This is a genomic window from Marilutibacter aestuarii, assembly GCF_006546775.1.
Lineage (GTDB): Bacteria > Pseudomonadota > Gammaproteobacteria > Xanthomonadales > Xanthomonadaceae > Marilutibacter > Marilutibacter aestuarii.
In genome coordinates this window covers 46,964-69,061 of record NZ_VICE01000066.1, presented here as the reverse complement: position 1 = coordinate 69,061, position 22,098 = coordinate 46,964, and the positions used below count along the sequence as shown (strand labels likewise).

The window sequence follows — 22,098 nt, the reverse complement described above, 5'->3', positions numbered from 1 at the left end:
GACGCCGGCATGGCGGAGATCGAGTGGGCGGACTTCGCCCGGGTGCAGATGTGCGCCGGCACGGTGCTGCGGGTGGAGGACTTCCCGGAGGCCCGCAAGCCGGCCTGGCGACTGTGGGTCGATTTCGGCCCGCACGGGGTGCTGAAGACCAGCGCGCAGGTATGCGATCTGTATCCGCCCGAGTCGCTGCTGGGCCGGCAGGTCGTGGGCGTGATCAACTTCCCGCCCAAGCAGGTCGGCCGGTTCATGTCCGAGTTCCTGCTGACGGGCTTCCCGACGGAATCGGGCGTGGTGCTCACCGCGCTCGAGCGCGCGGTGCCCAACGGCACGCGCCTGGCCTGAGCCTCGCGGGGACCGGGTGGAACGAAAACGGCGCCCGGGGGCGCCGTTTTCGCTCGTGTCCCGGCGGGTGCGGCCGGGCAGGGTGGCTCAGAGCGACTCGAAGATGCCTGCCGCGCCCATGCCGGTGCCGATGCACATGGTCACCATGCCGTACTTCTGCTGGCGGCGGCGCAGTCCGTGCAGGATCGTCGCCGTGCGGATGGCGCCGGTGGCGCCCAGCGGGTGGCCCAGGGCGATCGCGCCACCCAGCGGATTGACCTTGCCGGGATCCAGCTCGCAGTCGCGGATGACGGCCAGGGCCTGCGCAGCGAAGGCTTCATTGAGTTCGATCCAGTCCAACTGGTCGCGGGTGAGGCCCGCCTGGGCCAGGGCCTTCGGGATCGCGGCGATCGGGCCGATGCCCATCACCTCCGGTCGCACGCCGGCGACGGAGAAGCTGACGAACCGGGCCAGCGGGGTCAGGCCGTAATCCTTGACGGCCTGCTCGGAGGCCAGCAGCACCGCACCGGCGCCATCGCTCATCTGCGAGCTGTTGCCGGCGGTGACGCTGCCGCCGAACTGGCCGTTGCGGAACACGGGGCGCAGCTTGGCCAGGCCCTCCATGGAGGAATCCGGGCGCGGGCCTTCGTCGTTCTCGACCCGCAGCTTGCGCAGCCGGATCGTGTTGCCGGCCAGGTCGGGCTGGTGCGACAGCACTTCATAGGGACTGATCTCGTCGCGGAACTCACCGGCCTCGATCGCGGCGATGGCCTTCTGGTGCGAGGCCAGTGCGAACGCGTCCTGCTGCTCGCGCGAGACCTTCCATTCCTCGGCGACCTTCTCGGCGGTGATACCCATGCCGTACGCGATGGCGATGTTCTCGTCGCGCGCGAACACTTCGGGGCTCAGCGCCACCTTGTTGCCCATCATCGGCACCATCGACATCGATTCGGTGCCGCCGGCCAGCATCAGGTCGGCGTTGCCCAGGCGGATTTCGTTGGCGGCCAGGGCGACGGCCTGCAGGCCAGAGGAGCAGAAGCGGTTGATCGTCTGCGCGGCCACCGTGTTGGGCAAGCCGGCCAGCAGCACGCCGATGCGCGCCACGTTCATGCCCTGCTCGCCCTCGGGCATGGCGCAGCCGATCACCGCGTCGTCGATCCGGCTGGTGTCGATCCCCGGCGCCTGCGCGACCACGCTGCGCAGCACGTGCGCGAGCATCTCGTCGGGTCGGGTGTTGCGGAACACGCCGCGCGGTGCCTTGCCGACCGGGGTACGGGTGGCGGCAACGATGTAGGCGTCTTGTACTTGCTTCATGGCTTTCTCCGAAAGCGTGATTCGTCATTGGTGATGGGTGATGAGGGCAGGGAGTGGGGGAGCGCGCGTCGGCCTCGCCCAATCACATGTTCCGAATCACCCATCACGGCTGTTTTCAGTTCCTGAGCGGCTTGCCGGTCTTGAGCATGTGGGCGATGCGCTCCTGGGTCTTGGGCATCTGCGCCAGGGCGACGAAGTGCTCCCGCTCCAGGCGGATCAGCCAGTCCTCGTCCACCAGGGCATCCCGGTCGACCTCGCCCCCGCACATCACGGTCGCGATGCGGCTGGCGATCTCATAGTCGTGCGGCGAGATGAAGCGGCCCTCCAGCATGTTGACCAGCATCATCTTGAAGGTGGCGATGCCGACGTCGCCGGCGACGCGCACCCGGCGGGCGGGCAGGGGCGGCCTGTAGCCGCTCTCGGCCAGCGCCAGTGCCCGGGCCTTGGCCACGTGCAGCAGTTCGAAGGCGTTGAACACGACCGTATCCTCGTCGCGCGCCAACTTGAGCGCCTTGGCCTCCATCGCCGAGGTGGCGACCTTGGCCATCGCCACGCTCTCGAAGGCCGTCTTGAGCTCGGCGAAGACGTCGCCGCTGGCCCCGGCGCGTTCGGAGGCGCGCACCGCGAACTCCTTGAGCCCGCCGCCGGCCGGCAGCAGGCCGACCCCGGCCTCGACCAGCCCGACGTAGCTCTCCAGGCCGAACACGGTGTGCGCGGCGTGCATCTGGAATTCGCAACCGCCGCCCAGCGCCAGGCCGCGGACCGCCGCGACCACCGGCACCAGGGCGTACTTGATCCGCTGGCTGGTCGCCTGGAAATTGGCCACCATCGCCTCGAAGCCCTTGACGTCGCCTGCCTGCAGCAGGCCCAGCGCGCCGGCCAGGTCGGCGCCCGCGGAGAAGGGCTCGCGCGGCTGCCAGATCACCATGCCGCGGAAGTCGCGCTCGGCGATGCCGATCGCTTCCTGGATGCCGTCGAGGACGTGGTCGTTGACCGTGTGCATCTTGGTCTTGAAGCTCAGCACCGCGATGCCGTCGCCGTCGCCGTCCGTTTCGTCCACCCACAGGCGCACCCCGTCGTTCTCGAACACGGTGCGGCCCTGGGGGAACTGCTCGCCCAGCAGCGGATCGGGGAAGCGCTGGCGCGCGTAGACCGGGTTGCTCGAGCGCGGCACCTTGGCGTCGCGGGAGGGGCTGTAGCTGCCCTCGGTGGAGTGGACGCCCTCGCGGCCGTCGAACACCCAGTCGGGGAGGGCCGCCGCACTCATCGCATCGCCCGAGACGATGTCCTCGGCGATCCATTCGGCGACCTGCTTCCAGCCGGCCGCCTGCCAGCTCTCGAACGGGCCCATCGACCAGCCATACCCCCAGCGCATCGCGAAATCGACGTCGCGCGCGGTGTCGGCGATCGATTCCAGGTGGTAGGCGCTGTAATGGAAGGTGTCGCGGAAGCACGCCCACAGGAACTTCGCCTGCGGGTGGGTGCTGGCGCGCAGCGCGGCGAACTTCCGGGCCGGGTCGCGCTCCTTGAGCAGCGCGGCGACCTCCGGGTCGAGTTCGCCCGCCGAGGGGCGATAGTCCTGCGCCTCCAGGTCCAGGACCATGATGTCCTTGCCCTGCTTGGTATAGACGCCGGCGCGCGTCTTCTGGCCCAGCGCGCCCTTGTCCACCAGGCCCACCAGCCACTTGGGCGCCTTGAAGTACTTGTGCCAGGGGTCTTCGGGCAAGGTGTCGGCCATGGTCTTGATGACATGGGCCATGGTGTCCAGGCCCACCACGTCGGCGGTCCGGTAGGTGGCCGACTTCGGGCGCCCGATCAGCGGGCCGGTCAGTGCGTCGACGGTGTCGAAGCCCAGGCCGAACGCCTCGGTGTGGTGCATCGCGGCCAGCATCGAGAACACGCCGATGCGGTTGCCGATGAAGTTGGGGGTGTCCTTGGCGATGACCACGCCCTTGCCCAGGGTGGTGGTGAGGAAGGTCTCCAGGCCGGCCAGGACGTCCGCGTCGGTCGAGCGGGCGGGAATCAGTTCGGCCAGGTGCATGTAGCGCGGCGGATTGAAGAAGTGCACGCCGCAGAAGCGGTGGCGGAGTTGCTCGGGCAACACGTCGGCCAGGGCGTTGATGCCCAGGCCCGAGGTGTTGCTGGCGAGGATCGCGTGGTCGGCGACGAAGGGGGCGATCTTGCGGTAGAGGTCCTGCTTCCAGTCCATCCGCTCGGCGATCGCCTCGATCACCAGGTCGCAACCCTGCAGGAGTTCCAGACCGGTTTCGTAGTTGGCCGGCGTGATCGCCGCGGCCAGGGCCTTGTCGGCCAGCGGGGCCGGGCTCAGCTTGGCCAGGTTGGCGATGGCGCGGGTGACGATGCCGTTGGGGTCCCCGTCCTTGGCCGGCAGGTCGTACAGCACGGTGTCGACGCCGGCGTTGGTGAGGTGGGCGGCGATCTGGGCGCCCATCACGCCTGCGCCCAGTACCGCGGCGCGACGTACAGAAATGTTCTTAGACATGTTTTTCAAGTCCTTGTTTCAAAACGATAAAAATAAGAGGCTCAGCTCTTGAAGCCGGCGGCGGCGAAGCGGATGAGTTCGCGGGCCGCCCGCTCGCGGTGGGCGGCTTCGGTGACCCCCGAGGGGCGCTTGATCAGGCCGAAGTCGGCCATGGCATAGGTCAGTGCGCCGGCCAGGAAGTCCAGGCGCCAGTACAGCTCTTCCTTGCTGAGGGCGGGGACGCAGGCCGAGATGGCCTTGGCGAACTCGCGCAGCACGTGGCCATAGTGGTCGGACAGGAACTTGCGCAGGCTGTCGTTCTTCTCGGCGTAGGCACGCGCGACCACGCGGACGAAGGACGCGCCGCCGTGGCGGTCCTGGGCAAGCGCCAGGGCCGGCTCGACGAACGCCGCGAGAATGGGCTCCAGCTCGCCGGGTGCGTCCGCCACCGCGGCCCGCAGCGCGGCCAGGCGCTGGGCGCTCATGTCGTCCATGCGTCGCCGGAACACCTCGTTGACGAGGTTTTCCTTGCTGCCGAAGTGATAATTGACCGCGGCGATGTTGACGTCGGCGCGGCTGGTGACCTGGCGCAGCGAGGTACCGGTGAAGCCGAACTGAGCGAACAGCTCTTCGGCGGCGCCGAGGATGCGGTCCTTGGTCGAGAAGTGTCGCGTCGAAGCAGGGGCGGTGGCCGCCATGGGCGTCTCGTGCGGGATGGGGACGGAGGGGTGAATCAAACGCTTGTTTGATCCTAGGCGCGGGCGGCGTGGCCGTCAATGGAGGGCGCTGTCGGGAATGGTTCAGACTCCCGGTGACAAGCGTGTCGTCAATTCGTTAGAATTACCGCAGCCATATCGGCTAAACCCGTGCCACTGCACGGGTTTTTCTGTTACTCTCGGGCACTCGCCAAGGATCCGGCGAGAGCGGCCCGCCTACCCGGAGATATTTCCATGGCGCTGGAGCGCACCCTTTCGATCATCAAGCCCGATGCCGTCGCCAAGAACGTCATCGGCGAAATCTACTCCCGCTTCGAGAAGGCGGGCCTGAAGGTCGTTGCCGCGAAGATGAAGCAGCTGTCGCGCCAGGAGGCCGAAGGCTTCTATGCCGTGCACCGCGAGCGTCCGTTCTTCAATGCCCTGGTGGAGTTCATGATCTCCGGCCCGGTGATGGTGCAGGCCCTCGAGGGCGAGGGCGCCGTGCTGAAGAACCGCGAGCTGATGGGCGCGACCAACCCGAAGGAAGCCGAGGCGGGCACGATCCGCGCCGACTTCGCCGACAGCATCGACGCGAACGCGGTGCACGGTTCCGACAGCCTGGAGAACGCCGCGGTCGAGATCGCGTACTTCTTCCCGGCCACCGACGTGTTCGCACGCTGATCCAAGACGCCTGCCCGATGATGTCCACGCAGCACGACAACCCGAACGCGCACGACGGCACCGTGGACCCGGTCGCCGCCGATGCCATCGTGGGGCTCGAGGGGCAGGCGGCGAAGGCGGAGCCGGTCGCGGCTCCGCCCTCCGCGAAGACGGGCGCGTCGGTCGATGGCCGCCGCAACATCTTCGACCTCGACCGCACCTCGCTCGAGGATTTCTTCGAGCAGGAGCTGGACGAGAAGCGCTATCGCGCCCACCAGGTGATGAAGTGGATCCACCACCGCCACGTCACCGATTTCACCGACATGACCGACCTGGGCAAGGTGCTGCGCGCCAAGCTCGAGGAACGCGCGGTGGTGCGCGCGCCGATCGTACTGTTCGACAAGCCCTCCGCCGACGGCACCCACAAGTGGCTGCTGGGCATGGACGCGAAGAACGCGATCGAGACGGTCTACATCCCCGAGAAGAGCCGGGGCACGTTGTGCGTGTCCTCGCAGGTGGGCTGTGCGCTCAACTGCCAGTTCTGCTCGACCGCCACCCAGGGTTTCAACCGCAACCTGTCGACGGCCGAGATCATCGGCCAGGTCTGGGTCGCCGCGCGCCACCTGGGCAACGTGCCGCACCAGCAGCGTCGCCTCACCAACGTGGTGATGATGGGCATGGGCGAGCCGCTGGCCAATTTCGACAACGTCGTGCGCGCCATGAGCATCATGCGCGACGACCTGGGCTACGGCCTGGCCAACAAGCGCGTCACCCTGTCCACCGCCGGCATGGTGCCGATGATCGACCGCCTCGGCCAGGAGAGCGACGTCTCCCTGGCGGTGTCGCTGCATGCCGCCAACGACGAGCTGCGCACCGAACTGGTGCCGCTCAACAAGAAGTACCCGATCCACGAGCTGATGGCGGCCTGCCAACGCTACGTCAAGCGCAAGCCGCGCTCGTCGATCACCTTCGAGTACACCCTGATGAAGGGCGTCAACGACCAGCCCCAGCACGCGCGGGAGCTCGCCCGCCTGATGCGGCAGTTCGGCAACGCGGTCCAGATGAAGGACGCGGCCAAGGTCAACCTGATTCCCTTCAACCCCTTCCCGGGCACGCGTTTCGAGCGCTCGGACGACGCCGACATCCACGTGTTCCAGAAGCTGCTGCAGGACGCGCGCGTCCTGACCACGGTCAGGCGCACCCGCGGCGACGACATTGACGCCGCCTGCGGGCAGCTCAAGGGCCAGGTGACCGACAAGACCCGCCGCCAGGCGGCCTTCCTCAAGACACTGCAGTCGCAGGGAGCAGGTGATGCCGCGGCGTGAAGCCCGATTGCCGACGACTTCAACCGGGCTGGCCCGACTGGCCCGCCCACTCCTCTTGTCCGCGCTGGTGCTGTTCGCCGCCAGCGCCTGCAGCCGGCTCAGTTTCGTCCGGCCCGACCTCAATGACGTCGAGTACACCCAGGTGGCGCCGGACTACCAGGCGAGCGACGGCGATCGCGGCCAATCCTCGTCCCGCGCGCTCCTCGAAGCGCGCAAGGGCCAGCAGGCCCTGGCCGAGGGCCGCCTGGACGATGCCGAAGCGGCGGCGCGCAAGGCCCTCCGGTTCGATGACCGCTCGGTCGCCGGCCTGACCCTGATGGCGGCCGTGCAGTCCCGTCGTGGACGCGATTCGAGCGCCGGTGAGTACTACCGCAAGGCGGCCGAGGTCTATCCGCGCGGGAACAGTTTCAACAACTACGGCATCTGGATGTGCCGGCAGGCCGGGCGCGAGGCCGAGTCTCTGGACTGGTTCAACCGCGCGCTGGCTGACCCGGGCTACGCCACGCCATCGTTCGCGATGGCCAACGCCGGCGCCTGCGCCGACAAGGCCGGCATGCCCGATCGCGCGCAGCAGTACCTGGAGGCCGCACTGAAGGTCGACCCGGCCAATCCGGTGGCGCTCGGGGTGATGGCCGAACGCGAATTCCGGGCCGGTCGCGCCTTCCAGGCGCGGGCTTTTTCCGAGCGCAGGCTGGCAGCGGCACCGGCCGATCCGCAAGCGCTGATGCTTGCGTCACAGATTGAGCGCCAACTCGGCGACAACGTCGCCGCGGATCGCTATGTTCAGAGACTGAGGGCGGAGTTCCCGGCTGCGGGTGGCTCCGATACGGGGGAGAGTGGTACACCATGAATGAGTTGAACCCAACCCAATCCGGTCCTGCGTCCGGGGGCGCGGACGTGAGTTGCGGCGCTCGCCTGCGGCTTGCCCGCGAGGCCGCCGGTCTCACCCGTGAGGACGTCGCCTCCCGGCTGAAGATGCCCGCGAGGATCGTCCAGGCCCTGGAGAACGACGACTGGAGTGCCCTGGGCGCGACGATCTTCGTCCGCGGGCAACTGCGCAGCTATGCGCGCCTGCTCAAGCTCGACCTGGACGTGGACGCCTGCCTGGACCGCGCCGAAGTGGCGCCGGTGGCGCCGCCCGAACTGGTCAGCTACTCCCATACGCCGCGCTATCGCCGCGTGATGGAGCAGGCCACCAAGCGCGCGGTGTACATCGTCATGACCCTCGCGCTGGCGGTTCCGGTGTGGTTCTACACCGGACCCCACCTGGGCAGGAAGGCGCCGGCCACGCAGTCGCTGGAAGTGCCCGACGACATCGCGGTGCTTTCGCCGGCGCCGGCGGAACCCAGCCAGGCACCGACCGTGCATCGCACGCCGGTGGTGGCGTCGATGACCCCGCGTGCCGCTTCGGTCGATGACTCCGATGGCGACCTGGTGCTGAAGTTCACCGGCGAAAGCTGGGTGGAACTGTTCGATGCCCAGGGCCGCTCGGTCGAGAAGGGGCTGCTCGCCGCCGGCGAGGAACGCCGCTTCGAGGCCGGCGAAGTCGCCAGCGTCAAGCTGGGCAATGCCGCTGCCGTCGACGTCACCGCGGACGGCGAATCCCTCGATCTGGCACCGTTCAGTCGAGGCACGGTGGCGCGCTTTAAGCTATCCTCTGACGGTTCCGTGGTGCCGGCATCGGAGTAAGCGATTCCGGCCCATCGCGGCTTGAATCCCTCCACTGGCCCAGGCCAGAGACCGGGACCCGACAGCCGGCCGAAAGGCCGGCTGCGGTGTTTCCCCCGACCGTGCAGGTAGCGCATACCCAATGGCAATCGACGAACTTCTCGACGAACACGAACAAAGCGAGCGCGTGCTGCAGTGGCTGCGCAACAACGCCCTGGGGTTGCTCGGTGGCATCGCACTGGGGCTCGGGGCGATCGGTGGCTGGAAGTGGTGGCAGCACCAGGCCACCCAGGAGAAGCTGGCCGAGGCCGACCGCTATGCCGTGGCCGTCGAGGCCATCGATGCCGGCCAGCCCAACGCCGCCGAACTGGGCGCCGGACTGCAGCCGGGCATGTTGTCGACGCTGGCCGCGCTCGAACTGGCCAAGTCGCAGGCCGCCGCCGGCGAAGCCGACAAGGCGATCGCCACCCTGCAGGGCATCCAGGAAGCCGATCCCGCGCTCAAGTCCGTGATCGACCAGCGCCAGGCGCGCCTGCTGATCGATGCCGGCAAAGCCGCGGAAGCCGCCCGCCTGATGGCCGCCGAGGACAGCGCCAGCGGCCTGGAAGTGCTCGGCGACGCCCACTATGCACTTGGCGACCACGCCGCCGCCCGGGGCTCTTACGAAAAGGCCCTGGCGAAGATGGACGTGGGCTCGCCGCTGCGTCGCCTGCTCGAACTCAAACTCACCGAAGTCGGTGGTACGCCTGCCGAAGACGAGGCCAAGTCCTGATGAAGTCCGCCCCCAAGCGTCCGCTGTCCTTCCTGCTCCGTGGCACCCTGGTGGTGTCCTGCGTGTTCGCCCTGGCTGCCTGCAGCACCGTCAAGGGCTGGTTCGGCGGAGGCAAGGTCAAGCCCAACGAACCGGCTGAACTGGTGGAGTTCGCACCCAGCCAGACCGTCGCCGAACTGTGGTCGACCAACGTCGGCAAGGGCGAGGGCCGCATGGGCGCGCGCCAGGGGCCGGTCGTGCTCGATGGCCGCGTCTATGCCGCCGCAGTGGAAGGCGGGGTCTCGGCGCTGGACCTGCAGAGCGGCAACCGGCTTTGGCATTACGACAGCGAATTGCCCGTCAGCGGCGGCCCCGGCGTGGGCGATGGCCTGGTGGTCGTGGGCACGCTCGACGGCGTGGTGATCGCCCTGGACGCCGAGACCGGTGCCGAACGCTGGCAGGCCGAGGTGCCCAATGAAGTGATCGCTGCGCCGGCCATCGGCATGGGCCTGGTGCTGGTGCGCTCCAACGACAATCGCGTCACCGCGTTCGACGCCGCCAGCGGCGAGCGCCGCTGGTTCTGGAACCACGACGTGCCGACCCTGTCGGTGCGCGGCAACGATGCCCCGCTGCTGGGACCCGGCTTCGTCTTCGTCGGCAACGACGACGGCACGGTGTCGGCGCTGTCGCTCAACGATGGCCGCCCGCTGTGGGAGCAGGCCGTCGGCCAGCAGGAAGGACGTACCGAACTCGACCGCATGTCCGACGTCGATGGCACCCCCGTCCTGGACGGGCAGATCATCTTCGCGACCAGCTACGAAGGCCGCACCCTGGCCATCGACGGGCCGAGCGGCCGTCCCATGTGGGCTGCCGAGGAAGGTGGTGCCGGTCGCATCGGCGTCGCGTCCGACCGCCTGGTCGTCTCCTCGCCGTCAGGCAGTGTCTACGCACTGGACAAGCGCAGTGGTTCGGCCTTCTGGCAGCAGCCCGCGCTGGCACGCCGCAACCCGACCGGCGCCGCGGTGCAGGGCGATTACGCGGTCGTGGGCGACTTCGAGGGTTACCTGCACTGGATGAAGCTCGACAACGGCGAGTTCGCCGCCCGCGTCCGCGCGGGACGCGATCCGCTGCGGGCGGCGCCGGTCGTGGCCGACGGCATCCTCCTCGTGCAGAACGTCGACGGCCGGCTGAGCGCGTTCGCGCTGCGGTAAGCGACACGTCCCGGTCGCGCCCCGACGGGGGCGACAGGGTCCCCTTGCGGGCGGTCCGGATGCGCGCGCCCGCGCTTTGATACACACTGCCACGGTCGACGGGCGCCCCGGTGCCTGCCGACCGTTGTCGTTTCCATCCACCGCACGCGTCCCCGACGCCTGCGACCGCAACCTGCCAGGCTCGTCCTATGCTCCCGCTCGTCGCCCTCGTGGGCCGCCCCAACGTCGGCAAGTCCACGTTGTTCAATGTCCTGACCCGCACGCGGGACGCGCTCGTCCACGACGAGCCGGGCGTGACCCGTGATCGCCATTACGGCGTGTGCCGACCCGAGGGGCGGCGCCATTTCGCGGTCGTGGACACCGGCGGCATCGCCGGCGAGGACGAGGGCCTGGTCGGCGCCACCACCCGCCAGGCGCGCGCCGCCGCGGAGGAGGCCGACCTGGTCCTGTTCATCGTCGACGGGCGCGAGGGTGCCTCGGCGCTGGACGACGAGATCCTGGCCTGGCTGCGAAAGACGGCCCGGCCGACGTTGCTGGTGGTCAACAAGACCGACGGCCTGGACAGCGACGCGGCGATCAACGAGTTCTCGCGTTATGGGTTCAGCGACGCAGTCGACGTCGCCTCGGCGCATCGCCGCGGCATCGACGAGCTGATCGACGAGGTGATCGGACGGCTGCCGGAGGAGGGGACGCAGGTCGAACTCGACAGCGATCCCGACCGGGTCCGCATCGCCTTCATCGGCCGTCCGAACGTGGGCAAGTCGACCCTCGTCAACCGCCTGCTGGGCGAGGAGCGCATGATCGCCTCGGAAGTGCCGGGCACGACGCGCGATTCGGTCGCGATCGACATGGAGCGCGACGGGCGCCTGTACCGGCTGGTCGACACGGCCGGCGTGCGCCGCAAGTCGCGCGTCGACGAGGCCGTGGAGAAGTTCTCGATCATCAAGACCCTGCAGGCGATCGAGCAATGCCAGGTCGCGGTGATCATGCTCGACGCAACCGAGGGCGTGACCGACCAGGACGCCACCGTGCTGGCCCTGGCGCTCGACGCCGGCCGCGCCCTGGTCGTGGCGATCAACAAGTGGGACGGGCTGACCGACTACCAGCGCGAGCAGGCCGAAGCGATGCTGGCCCGCAAGCTCGGCTTCGTCAGCTGGGCCGAGGCGGTGCGCATCAGCGCCAAGCACGGCTCCGGCCTGCGCGAGCTGTTCCGTGCGGTGCATCGCGCGCACGCGTCGGCCACCCGGGTGTTCGGCACCACCGAGGTGAACAACGCGCTGGAGGCGGCCTACGCCAGCAATCCACCGGCGACGGTGCGCGGCCACGTGGCCAAGTTGCGCTTCGGCCATCCCTCGGGGACCAATCCGCCCACCTTCGTGATCCACGGCACGCGCCTGCGGACCCTGACCGAGAGCTACAAGCGCTATCTGGAGAACTTCTTCCGCAAGCGCTTCAAGCTGGTGGGTACGCCGGTGCGCTTCGTGTTCAAGGAAGGCAGCAACCCCTACGAGGGGAAGAAGAACACGCTGACCGAGCGGCAGATCGCCAAGAAGCGCAGGCTGATCAAGCACGTCAAGCGTCGCTGACGGCCCGTTCCGCGCTGGCCGGGCCCGGGTGGGCGCGGCACAATGGCACTTTGCGCGCTGGGTTTGCGATGCCTGCTCGAGTTTCCCCCGATACGGTGACCGTCGGCCTGCTGGCCGGGGGGAGGGGCACGCGCCTGGGCGGCGTCGACAAGGCCTGGCTGGAGCGCGATGGCCAGTCGCAGGTGGCGTGGCTGGCCGGACAACTGGCATGCCGCGCGTGGCCCGTCCTCGTCAGCGCCAACACCCATGCCGGCCGCTATCGCGAACTGGGCCTGCGCGCGATCCCCGATCGCAGCCCCGACCAGGGGCCGCTGGCAGGCATCGCGGCGCTGGCCGATACCTGCCCGACGCCCTGGCTGCTGACACTGCCCGTCGACCTCGTGGCGCTCGAGCCGGGCCTGGACCTGCTGCTCGCCGGGGTCGGTGCAGGCGGCGGCGTGGCCGAAGACGACGAGGGCCTGCAGCCGCTGGTGGCGCTGTGGGACGTGACGATGCTGCGACCCGAGATCGCCGACGCACTGGACGCCGGTCGACTGGCCGTCCGCGAGCTGCAGGCGCGCCTGGGAATGCCCGCCTGCCGCCTGCCGGGCGTGCGCCTGGGCAACCTCAACACGCCGCAGGACCTGGCTGATGCCGGCCTGCCCATGCCCCCGCCAATGGAGGCGCGCCTCCCATGACCCACGAATTCCCGAGCCGGCTGCGCTTCGACGACGCCCTGGCCATCGTCCGTGAGGTCGGTGCACGCCATCGCCTGGAGACCGAAACCGTGCCGCTGCGCCATTGCCACGGACGCGCACTGGCCGCCGACGTCGTGGCGCCGATCGCGTTGCCGCCCTTCGACAACAGCGCGATGGACGGCTTCGCTGTGCGCCATGCCGACCTGGCGGGCGAGGGCGTTTGGCTCGCGCTTGCCGGCGAACAGTTCGCCGGTGTCGCCACGGGGCAGCCCGTCGCGACGGGGCAATGCCTTCGGATCACCACCGGGGCGCCCATGCCCCGAGGCGCGGATACGGTGGTCATCAAGGAGGACGCGAAGGTCTCGGGCGATACCGTCTGGATACCCGGGGGCATCGCACGCGGCGCGCATGTGCGCGCAGCCGGTGAGGATGTCACCGCCGGCGACACCGTCCTGCATGCCGGCGAGCGCCTGTCGCCGGCGCGCGTGTCGCTGGCCGCGTCGCTGGGCCTGCCCGCTCTCACGGTCTCTCGCCGCCCGACGGTGGCGGTGTTCACCAGTGGCGACGAACTGGTCGAGCCCGGCCTGCCGCTGCAGCCGGGCCAGATCCACGACAGCAACCGCGAACTGCTGATGGGCTTGTTGCGCGCCGAAGGCCTGGAGCCGACGGCATGGCCGCGCCTGCCCGACGAACCCCGCCAGGTCGAAGTCGCCCTGCGCGACGCCGCCTGTGCCTTCGACCTGGTGATCACCTGCGGCGCGGTGTCGGCGGGGGAGAAGGACCATATCCCGGACGTCCTGCAGCGCTTCGGCGAGGTGCACTTCTGGAAAGTGATGATGAAGCCCGGCATGCCACTGCTGTTTGGCAGCATGGACCGCTGCCGTTTCCTTGGCTTGCCCGGCAACCCGGTATCGGTCCTGGCGACCTGGCTGGCACTTGGACGGCCGCTGGTCGATGCGATGCAGGGCCTGGAGGAGTCGCGGCCATCGTGGCGCGCGCGGCTGGCTGCACCCATCGAGAAGCCGCACGCACGACGGGAGTTCCAGCGCGCGCGCCTCTCGGCCTCGGACGATGGCGTGTTGTGGGCCGACCCCAACCCGGCGACCGGTTCCAACCGGCTGCGCGCGGTCGCCGACTCCAACGCGCTGATCGTGGTGCCCGAAGGCCCGCAATCGCTGGCGGCCGGCAGTGCCGTCGAGGTGCTGGTCTATGCCTGAGCCCCGCATCGAGCGCATCGAACCGGGCGAGGCACTGCGCCGGCAACGCGCCGGCGCGCTGCTGGTGGACGTGCGCGAGTCGCATGAGCGCGCCCTCGGGCATGCGGCCTCCGCACTCGGCGTTCCCTTGGGCGTGCTGACCGAGGGGCTGGACGCGCACGCGGTGCCCCCCGGGCAGTCTCTCCTGTTGATCTGCCAGGTGGGCGGGCGCTCGCTGAAGGCAGCCCAGATCCTGCTCGAGGCCGGTTACCTGAGCGTGGCCTCGGTCGAGGGCGGGACCGAGCGCTGGAAGGCCGAGGGCCTGCCCATCGAACGGCCCGACGGCGATCGCGACTACTTCGAGCGCTACTCGCGCCACCTCCGGCTGCCGGAGATCGGCGAGGCCGGCCAGCAACGGCTGCAGTCGGCCCGCATCGCGATGGTCGGCGCCGGCGGCCTGGGGTCCCCGGCCGCCTACTACCTGGCCGCGGCGGGCGTGGGCACGCTGGTGCTGGCCGACGACGACGTCGTCGACCGCAGCAACCTGCAGCGGCAGATCCTGCATACCGAGGCCCGCGTCGGCATGGCCAAGGTCGAGTCGGCACGACTGGCCCTTTCGGCCCTCAATCCGCGCGTCCGGATCGAGGCCTTTCCCGAGCGCGTCACTTCCGACAACGTCGAGGCCCTGATCGGGGCAGCGGACGTGGTGATCGACGGCGCCGACAACTTCCCGGCCCGGTACCTGCTCAACGACGCCTGCGTGAAGCTCGGCAAGCCCCTGGTCTACGGCGCGGTGCATCGCTTCGAGGGCCAGGCCAGCGTGTTCGATGCCGGGCGCCATCGTGGCAGCGCGCCCTGCTATCGCTGCCTGTTCCCCGAACCGCCATCGCCGGAGGATGCGCCCAACTGCGCGGAGGCGGGCGTGCTCGGCGTGTTGCCGGGCGTGGTGGGCATGATCCAGGCCACCGAGGCGATCAAGTTGCTGCTCGAGCTCGGCGAGCCGCTGCGCGGCCGCCTGCTGCATTTCGACGCGCTGGCGATGCGCTTCCGCGAGACGCGCCTGTCCGCCGACCCCGACTGCCCCGTCTGCGCGGCGGGACGCAGCTTCCCCGGCTATATCGACTACACCCGCTTCTGCGCGGGCGACTAAGCCCGCCGCGGCCGCGCTCACCCGCCGCCGACATCGGCTCTGGAACGATGGAGGCCAGTCGAGCCGGGGGAGTGCGCCATGCGGAACAGGGGTCTTGCCGGAACGGTCGTGATCATCGCCCTGTTCGCCGCCGCCGCGTGGCTGTCGTGGCCCGGTGCCGCGCTCGCAGCGGGTTGCGGATTCATGGACCCGGCGCATGCACGCGACCTGCCGTCGCGGATTTCCGCGGTCGCCTGCCGCGAGAACCGGTTGTGGTACGAGCCGTTCATCGACACCGACGGACGCCTGGCCAGCGCCGGCGTCGCCGAGATGGAAGCCTCGCGCCTGAGCGATGGCGCGACGCCGGCCTGGAAGCGCGTGGTCGATTACTGGCGCGGTAGCGGCCTGCTGCACGCGATGGCCTCGCGTCCCGGGGCGAGCACCTGCGAATACGTCAACAACGACAGCTATGCATCGCCCAACTGCCGCGGATTCCTGGTCGACACGCCCTGGTCGGCGGCGTTCATTTCCTACGTGATGGTGCAATCGGGCGTGCCCGGCTTCCGGTCGTCCCCCAGCCATGTCGACTACGTGCGCGATGCCTATCGCAATCCCGACAGTCCCTTCACCCTGCTCGATCCCGACAGCGCCTCGCCGGCCAGGGGCGACCTGCTCTGCTACGTTCGTGGCGACGCATCCTCGGTCGATGGCCACGCCGGCCTGGTGCGCTGGCTGGCCGCGAACCCGTCCAGTTCACTCGCGATGCATTGCGATGTCGTCGTCAACGTGGACGGCAAACAGGCCGACCTGGTCGGTGGCAATGTCCAGCACAGCGTCACGATGCGCATGCTGCCGGTGAACCGCAACGGACGTTTCTGGAACCTGCCGCGCGGGCCCAGCACCGCGTGCAATCCCGCCAACCCCAAGGCCTGCAGCTTCAACCAGCAGAACTGGGCGGCACTGCTCAAGCTCAAGCCGGGCCTGCCGATGCTGGCGCCGCCCTCGACGCCTGCATGGGACGCAACGCCCCGGCCGCAGCAGTGTTGCGTGAACTGCGTGGTGGGCTCGGGGGTGCCGCGTTGCCCGAAGCCGGCCAGCAGCGTGCCCGTGCCACGCGACTGAACGGCCCTCAATCGGCGGGTCGACCGTCCAGGAAGGCCTGCAGCGCCCGCGCATACGCCGGGCTGGCATCGAACCCGTTGTGCCCGGCGCCCTCTAGCACCACGATCCGGGGCGGCTGCGGCAATGCCTCGGCCAGCCGCCGCGTGCTGTCGGCCGGGATGAGCGTGTCGTGCTCGGCGCGCACGATCAGCACCGGTCCGCGGTAGTCGGCCAGGTGGCGGGCCGAGTCGTAGCGGTCGCGAGCGAGCCACTGCACCGGTAGCCATGGATAGTGCGCCTGGCCGACGGCGGCGAGGCTGTCGAAGGGCGTCACCAGCGCCAGGCGTGCGACGGGGCGGCTGGCGGCCAGCTGGCTGGCGACCCCGCTGCCGAGGCTGCGGCCGATCACGTCGACCGGGCGGTGCCGGCTGGAGACGACGTCGAACAGGAAGCGCGCGTCGGAGACCAGCGCGGCCTCATCCGGCGTGCCCGTGCTGGCGCCGTAACCGCGATAGGCCAGCAGGTAGACGGCATGGTCGGGGAACCAGCGGGCGAAGCTGTCGCGATGGGCGTCGATCGCTTCGGCATTTCCGCCGAAGTAGAGCAGGGCGCGTTCGGCGTCTCGGTTCAGCACCCAGCCGCGCAGCGTCTCGCCCTCGTGCCGCAGCACGAAGTCCGTCTCGCGCGCCGCCACCCGCGTCGCCGTCGGGAAATAGACCATCTGGCGCTGTCCGGCATACAGCCAGGCGCAGACGGCGGCATAGCCCAGGGCCAGCAGGAGAAGCGCGCCCAGGGCGATGCGGCCACCGTTCATTCCCGCTTCCGCGCCGCCTCGAAGGCCGCCAGTTGTTCGGCGCTGGCCTCGCGCTGGTGCAGCGCTTTCCATTCGGCGAAGGGCATGCCGTAGACGGCCTCGCGGGCTTCGTCGCGCGTCATGGTGATGCCGCGGGCCTCGGCCGCTTCGCGATACCAGTCGGAGAGGCAGTTGCGGCAGAAGCCGGCGAGGATCATCAGGTCGATGTTCTGCACGTCCGGACGCGCCTGCACGAGGTGGTCGCGCAGGCGGCGGAAGGCCGCGGCCTCCAGGTGGAGGGTTTCGTGGTCGATGTCGGTCATGGGGCGGTCCGTCGGGCTCGGCCTCGTCGGCCGGATGGGCGATAATGGCTGGCCACGACTCTAGCGCAGCCTCCCGGAAACCGCATGACCGACTCGCACGCCCCCCGACCCGCCGCGCTGGCCGGGACCGCAAGGATCCTCGATGGCAAGCGCATCGCCGAGGACCTGCTCGACTCGCTGGGGACGCAGGTCGACGCGCGCCTGGCCGCCGGCAAGTCCCGACCCGGCCTGGCGGTGGTGCTGGTGGGCGACGACCCCGCGTCCGCGGTCTACGTGCGCAACAAGCGCCGGGCGGCCGAGAAGGTCGGCATCCGTGCGATCGACCACGACCTGCCGGCCGATGCCAGCGATGCCGAGCTGCTGGCGCTGATCGACAGGCTCAATGCCGATCCCGCCATCCACGGCATCCTGTTGCAGTTGCCGCTGCCGGACCGGCGCGACGCCACCGCGCTGATCAACCGGATCAGCCCGGCCAAGGACGTGGACGGGTTCCATCCCGAGAACGTCGGCCACCTGGCCCTGCGCCAGTTCGGCCTGCGCCCCTGCACCCCGCGTGGCATCACCACGCTGCTGGCGTATACCGACCGCCCGGTGCGGGGCCAGAGCGCGACCATCGTCGGCGTGTCCAACCACGTCGGCCGGCCGATGGCGCTGGAGCTGCTGATCGCGGGCTGCACCGTCACCAGCTGCCACAAATTCACCCCGCCCGGCGTGCTGGAGGCCGCGGTGCGCGGCGCCGACATCCTCGTGGTGGCGGTGGGGCGCCCGGGCCTCATCCCGGGCGAATGGGTCAAGCCCGGTGCGGTGGTGATCGACGTGGGCATCAACCGCCTCGACGATGGCCGGCTGGTCGGCGACGTCGGCTTCCAGGCGGCGTTGCAGCGGGCCAGCTGGATCACCCCGGTGCCCGGTGGCGTCGGCCCGATGACGGTGGCCACGCTGATGCAGAACACCCTGGAGGCGGCGGAGGCGGCCGACGGCGACGTCGCCTGACGGCCGTCGCTGAACGGCGGCCAAGCCGGGTCGCGCGGCATCGCCGCTGGAACGCCCGGTTGCCCCACGGGGCAGCGCCAGCGGGGGCCGAACAGGTTACAATGACGCGCTTCATCCTCCCCGGGCCCGCCCATGCTGCGCATCCAGGCTGAAGCGCTTACCTACGACGACGTATCGCTCGTTCCGGCGCATTCCACCGTCCTGCCGAAGGACGTCTCCCTCACGACCCGCCTCACCCGCGACCTCAGCATCCGCCTGCCGATCCTCTCGGCGGCGATGGACACGGTCAGCGAAGCGCGCCTCGCCATCGCGATGGCCCAGCTGGGCGGCATCAGCATCATCCACAAGAACATGAGCGCGACGGCGCAGGCCGCGCAGGTCGCCCAGGTCAAGACCTTCGAGGCCGGGGTCATCAAAGAGCCCTTCACCGTCGGTCCGGAGACGACCATCGGCGAGGTCATCAACCTGACCCGCGCGCGCAACATCTCCGGCGTCCCCGTCGTCGACGGTGGCACCCTGGTTGGCATCGTCACCAGCCGCGACATGCGCTTCGAGAAGAAGCTCGACGATCCGGTCCGCCACATCATGACCAAGAAGGACCGCCTGGTGACCGTGGGCGAGGGCGCGTCCGACGAGGAAGTGCTCGAGCTGCTGCACAAGCACCGCATCGAGAAGGTGCTGGTGGTCAACGACGGCTTCGAGCTGCGCGGCCTGATCACCGTCAAGGACATCCAGAAGAAGCGCGACAACCCCAATGCCGCCTACGACAGCAGCGAGCGCCTGCTGGTCGGCGCCGCGGTCGGCGTCGGCGGCGACACCGAGGCGCGCATCGAGGCGCTGGCCGCCGCCGGCGTGGACGTGGTGGTGGTCGACACCGCCCACGGCCACTCGCAGGGCGTGCTCGAGCGCGTGAGCTGGGTCAAGAAGACCTTCCCGCAGCTGCAGGTGATCGGCGGCAACATCGTCACCGGCGACGCCGCCCTGGCCCTGATGGACCACGGCGCCGACGCGGTGAAGGTGGGCGTGGGCCCCGGCTCCATCTGCACCACACGCATCGTCGCCGGCGTCGGCGTGCCGCAGATCACCGCGGTCGCCATGGTCGCCGAGGCCTTGCAGGACCGCATCCCGCTGATCGCCGATGGCGGCATCCGCTATTCGGGCGACATCGGCAAGGCGATCGTCGCCGGTGCCTCGACCGTCATGGTCGGCGGCCTGTTCGCCGGCACCGAGGAAGCCCCCGGCGAGGTCGAGCTGTTCCAGGGACGCAGCTACAAGAGCTACCGCGGCATGGGCAGCCTGGGGGCCATGGAGCAGGGCTCCAAGGATCGCTATTTCCAGGACGCCTCCGACGCCGACAAGCTGGTGCCCGAGGGCATCGAGGGTCGCGTGCCGTACCGTGGCCCGCTGGGCAACGTCGTCCACCAGCTCGCCGGCGGCCTGCGCGCGACCATGGGCTACGTCGGCTGCGCGACAATCGAGGACATGCGCCGCAAGCCCAGCTTCGTGCGCGTGACCAATGCCGGCAGCCGCGAGAGCCACGTCCACGACGTGCAGATCACCAAGGAACCGCCCAACTACCGGGCCGGCTGACGCCGGCACGGCGTGATTGGTGATTCGGGGTTTCGTGATTCGCGAACATCCGGACCCGAGGCTGTCGCCGCCAATCGAATCACCCATCACCCAATACCCATCACCCACCATGACCGACATCCATAGCGACAAGATCCTGATCCTCGACTTCGGCGCGCAGTACACGCAGCTGATCGCCCGCCGCATCCGTGAGATCGGCGTCTATTGCGAGATCTGGGCCTGGGACCACGACCCCGCGGAAATCGCCGCGTGGGGCGCGAAGGGCATCATCCTGTCGGGAGGGCCGGAGTCGACCACCGTCGAAGGCGCACCGCGGGCGCCGCAGGAGGTCTTCGATGCCGGCCTGCCGATCCTGGGCATCTGCTACGGCATGCAGACCCTGGCCGCGCAGCTGGGCGGCGAGACCGAGGCGGCCGATGCCCGCGAGTTCGGCCACGCCGAGGTCGACCTGGTCGCGCACGACGCGCTGCTGGGCGGCCTGAGCGACCACGACGGCCGCCCGCGCATCGACGTGTGGATGAGCCACGGCGACCATGTCGCCAAGGCGCCGCCGGGCTGGACCGTCACCGCCACCACCGATCGCATCCCGGTCGCGGCGATGGCATTGGAAGACAAGCGCTGGTACGGCGTGCAGTTCCATCCGGAAGTGACCCACACCCGGCAGGGCCAGACCCTGCTGCGCCGCTTCGTCACCGAGATCTGCGGCTGCCAGACGCTGTGGACCGCGGCCCACATCATCGAGGACCAGATCGCGCGCGTGCGCGAGCAGGTGGGCGACGACGAGGTGGTCCTCGGCCTGTCGGGCGGCGTCGACTCGTCCGTGGTCGCCGCGCTGCTGCACCGCGCGATCGGCGAGCAGCTGACCTGCGTCTTCGTCGATACCGGCCTGCTGCGCTGGAACGAGGGCGACCAGGTGATGGCGATGTTCGCCGAGCACATGGGCGTCAAGGTCATCCGCGTCGACGCCGCCGACCGCTACTTCAGCGCCCTCGAAGGCGTGTCCGACCCCGAGGCCAAGCGCAAGATCATCGGCAACCTGTTCGTCGAGATCTTCGACGAGGAGTCGTCGAAGCTGCGCAATGCCAAGTGGCTGGCCCAGGGCACGATCTACCCGGACGTGATCGAGTCTGCCGGCAGCAAGACCGGCAAGGCCCACGTCATCAAGAGCCACCACAACGTCGGCGGCCTGCCCGAGCACATGAAGCTCGGCCTCGTCGAGCCGCTGCGGGAACTGTTCAAGGACGAGGTGCGCCGGCTGGGCGTCGAGCTCGGCCTGCCCGAGTCCATGGTCTACCGCCATCCGTTCCCGGGCCCGGGCCTGGGCGTGCGCATCCTCGGCGAGGTCAAGCGCGAGTACGCCGAGCTGCTGGCGAAGGCCGACCACATCTACATCGACGAATTGCGCAAGGCCGGGCTGTACGACAAGACCAGCCAGGCCTTCGCGGTGTTCCTGCCGGTGAAGTCGGTCGGCGTGGTTGGCGACGCCCGCGCCTACGAGTGGGTCATCGCCCTGCGCGCGGTCGAGACCATCGACTTCATGACCGCGCACTGGGCGCACCTGCCCTATGAGTTCCTCGGGCGTGTATCCAATCGTATTATCAATGAGTTGCGCGGTATTTCTCGCGTTGTTTATGACATAAGCGGAAAGCCGCCCGCGACGATCGAGTGGGAGTGACGCGGGCGCGCGATTTCGCGGCACCATGCGACGGGGGGGCGCAGAGAGGATGAGGAAGCTGTTCCTGTTGGCCGTATTGCTGGTCCTGGGCTGGTGGTACTTCGATGGCAGTCGCAAGATGACGGAAGCGTCGATCGAGGCGTTCCATGTCGAACAACTGGCGGCATTGGACCGGCATGAAGCCGCGGCCCTGTGCGCCAGCCTGGCGACCGACTACCAGGGCGAAGTCGTTTCGATCCAGGGCGAGCAGGCGACCCGTGAGACGGTGGGGCGGGAACGGGCCTGTCGCGACCTGGAAGCCTCGGTCGAACTCTTTCGCAGGCTCGACCAGGCCAGCCGTGGACTGTTGAAGCCACGCTTCGATGTACGGATCACCCGCGTCGAGCTGGCGACCGACCGCAAGTCGGCGAGAGTGGAGAGCGTGTCGACGCTGAAGGTGGGCGAGACGCTGCTGGCACGCACCCGCTCGACCGATACCCTGGTACGCCACGTGGGACGCATCAAGATCTCGGCGAGCGAATCCAGGAACTGGGTCTACGTGGAATGAGCACGCGACTGCGTCCCGTGCCGTGATGCCCCGGTGGCGCGATCCTGCCGCGGCCTTGAGC

At 69.4% G+C, this 22,098-nt stretch carries 21 protein-coding genes; 16 read left to right on the top strand and 5 right to left on the bottom strand.

The annotated features are described in order from the left end of the window. The first annotated feature begins 9 nt into the window (after positions 1–9). The gene (locus FKV25_RS06965; protein ID WP_141518063.1) at positions 10–342 is read left to right on the top strand and encodes a tRNA-binding protein; all 333 of its coding nucleotides are present in this window, start codon (positions 10–12) and stop codon (positions 340–342) included. A gap of 87 nt (positions 343–429) precedes the next feature. On the opposite strand, the gene FKV25_RS06960 is transcribed toward FKV25_RS06965, so the two are convergent. From FKV25_RS06960 to FKV25_RS06950, 3 genes are all read right to left on the bottom strand, one after another. Continuing rightward, a complete protein-coding gene (locus tag FKV25_RS06960; RefSeq protein ID WP_141518062.1) occupies positions 430–1,635 on the bottom strand; it encodes an acetyl-CoA C-acyltransferase in 1,206 nt (401 codons plus the stop codon). Between the two features lie 115 nt (positions 1,636–1,750). Next, entirely contained in the window at positions 1,751–4,138 is a 2,388-nt protein-coding gene (locus FKV25_RS06955; protein WP_141518061.1) for a 3-hydroxyacyl-CoA dehydrogenase/enoyl-CoA hydratase family protein, read from the bottom strand. A 41-nt stretch (positions 4,139–4,179) separates the two neighbouring features. Next, positions 4,180–4,815 (bottom strand): TetR/AcrR family transcriptional regulator, encoded by a 636-nt coding sequence (locus FKV25_RS06950; RefSeq protein WP_141518060.1) that lies wholly within the window; start codon positions 4,813–4,815, stop codon positions 4,180–4,182. Between the two features lie 252 nt (positions 4,816–5,067). On the opposite strand from FKV25_RS06950, the gene ndk reads away from it, so the two are divergent. The 11 genes from ndk to FKV25_RS06895 all read left to right on the top strand — a co-directional run bounded on the left by ndk (position 5,068) and on the right by FKV25_RS06895 (position 16,137). Then, complete coding sequence (gene ndk, locus FKV25_RS06945; RefSeq protein ID WP_141518059.1) at positions 5,068–5,493, top strand: nucleoside-diphosphate kinase; 426 nt, start codon at positions 5,068–5,070, stop codon at positions 5,491–5,493. A gap of 17 nt (positions 5,494–5,510) precedes the next feature. Continuing rightward, a complete protein-coding gene (rlmN, locus tag FKV25_RS06940) occupies positions 5,511–6,797 on the top strand; it encodes a dual-specificity RNA methyltransferase RlmN (RefSeq protein WP_246071971.1) in 1,287 nt (428 codons plus the stop codon). A gap of 67 nt (positions 6,798–6,864) precedes the next feature. Further along, on the top strand, positions 6,865–7,647 hold the full coding sequence (locus FKV25_RS06935; protein ID WP_170218573.1) for a tetratricopeptide repeat protein: 783 nt from the start codon (positions 6,865–6,867) through the stop codon (positions 7,645–7,647). Next, positions 7,644–8,486 (top strand): helix-turn-helix domain-containing protein, encoded by an 843-nt coding sequence (locus FKV25_RS06930; protein WP_141518057.1) that lies wholly within the window; start codon positions 7,644–7,646, stop codon positions 8,484–8,486. Before FKV25_RS06935 ends, FKV25_RS06930 begins: the two co-directional genes overlap by 4 nt. Positions 8,487–8,607: 121 nt before the next feature. Continuing rightward, the gene (locus FKV25_RS06925) at positions 8,608–9,237 is read left to right on the top strand and encodes a YfgM family protein (protein ID WP_141518056.1); all 630 of its coding nucleotides are present in this window, start codon (positions 8,608–8,610) and stop codon (positions 9,235–9,237) included. After that, positions 9,237–10,427 (top strand): outer membrane protein assembly factor BamB, encoded by a 1,191-nt coding sequence (gene bamB / locus FKV25_RS06920; RefSeq protein WP_141518055.1) that lies wholly within the window; start codon positions 9,237–9,239, stop codon positions 10,425–10,427. The genes FKV25_RS06925 and bamB overlap by 1 nt, the downstream gene beginning before the upstream one ends. 188 nt (positions 10,428–10,615) lie before the next feature. Beyond that, positions 10,616–12,013: a ribosome biogenesis GTPase Der gene (gene der, locus FKV25_RS06915; RefSeq protein ID WP_141518054.1), complete on the top strand. Its 1,398-nt coding sequence runs from the start codon at positions 10,616–10,618 to the stop codon at positions 12,011–12,013. A gap of 68 nt (positions 12,014–12,081) precedes the next feature. After that, on the top strand, positions 12,082–12,690 hold the full coding sequence (mobA, locus tag FKV25_RS06910) for a molybdenum cofactor guanylyltransferase (protein WP_141518053.1): 609 nt from the start codon (positions 12,082–12,084) through the stop codon (positions 12,688–12,690). Next, on the top strand, positions 12,687–13,907 hold the full coding sequence (locus FKV25_RS06905; protein ID WP_141518052.1) for a molybdopterin molybdotransferase MoeA: 1,221 nt from the start codon (positions 12,687–12,689) through the stop codon (positions 13,905–13,907). Before mobA ends, FKV25_RS06905 begins: the two co-directional genes overlap by 4 nt. Further along, entirely contained in the window at positions 13,900–15,036 is a 1,137-nt protein-coding gene (gene moeB, locus FKV25_RS06900; RefSeq protein ID WP_141518051.1) for a molybdopterin-synthase adenylyltransferase MoeB, read from the top strand. Before FKV25_RS06905 ends, moeB begins: the two co-directional genes overlap by 8 nt. 108 nt (positions 15,037–15,144) lie before the next feature. Next, positions 15,145–16,137 (top strand): DUF2272 domain-containing protein, encoded by a 993-nt coding sequence (locus FKV25_RS06895; protein WP_170218572.1) that lies wholly within the window; start codon positions 15,145–15,147, stop codon positions 16,135–16,137. Between the two features lie 7 nt (positions 16,138–16,144). On the opposite strand, the gene FKV25_RS06890 is transcribed toward FKV25_RS06895, so the two are convergent. Together FKV25_RS06890 and FKV25_RS06885 are read right to left on the bottom strand one after the other, a co-directional pair. Further along, entirely contained in the window at positions 16,145–16,930 is a 786-nt protein-coding gene (locus tag FKV25_RS06890; protein ID WP_141518049.1) for an alpha/beta hydrolase, read from the bottom strand. After that, the gene (locus FKV25_RS06885) at positions 16,927–17,232 is read right to left on the bottom strand and encodes a DUF1244 domain-containing protein (protein WP_141518048.1); all 306 of its coding nucleotides are present in this window, start codon (positions 17,230–17,232) and stop codon (positions 16,927–16,929) included. Before FKV25_RS06885 ends, FKV25_RS06890 begins: the two co-directional genes overlap by 4 nt. An 84-nt stretch (positions 17,233–17,316) precedes the next feature. On the opposite strand from FKV25_RS06885, the gene folD reads away from it, so the two are divergent. The 4 genes from folD to FKV25_RS06865 all read left to right on the top strand — a co-directional run bounded on the left by folD (position 17,317) and on the right by FKV25_RS06865 (position 22,037). Continuing rightward, complete coding sequence (gene folD / locus FKV25_RS06880; RefSeq protein WP_141518047.1) at positions 17,317–18,225, top strand: bifunctional methylenetetrahydrofolate dehydrogenase/methenyltetrahydrofolate cyclohydrolase FolD; 909 nt, start codon at positions 17,317–17,319, stop codon at positions 18,223–18,225. Positions 18,226–18,357: 132 nt separating this feature from the next. After that, positions 18,358–19,815 (top strand): IMP dehydrogenase, encoded by a 1,458-nt coding sequence (guaB, locus tag FKV25_RS06875; protein ID WP_141518046.1) that lies wholly within the window; start codon positions 18,358–18,360, stop codon positions 19,813–19,815. Between the two features lie 109 nt (positions 19,816–19,924). Beyond that, on the top strand, positions 19,925–21,490 hold the full coding sequence (gene guaA / locus FKV25_RS06870; RefSeq protein WP_141518045.1) for a glutamine-hydrolyzing GMP synthase: 1,566 nt from the start codon (positions 19,925–19,927) through the stop codon (positions 21,488–21,490). A 49-nt stretch (positions 21,491–21,539) separates the two neighbouring features. Beyond that, positions 21,540–22,037, top strand: a complete 498-nt coding sequence (locus tag FKV25_RS06865) for a hypothetical protein (RefSeq protein ID WP_141518044.1) — start codon at positions 21,540–21,542, stop codon at positions 22,035–22,037. The last annotated feature ends 61 nt before the right edge of the window (positions 22,038–22,098 follow it).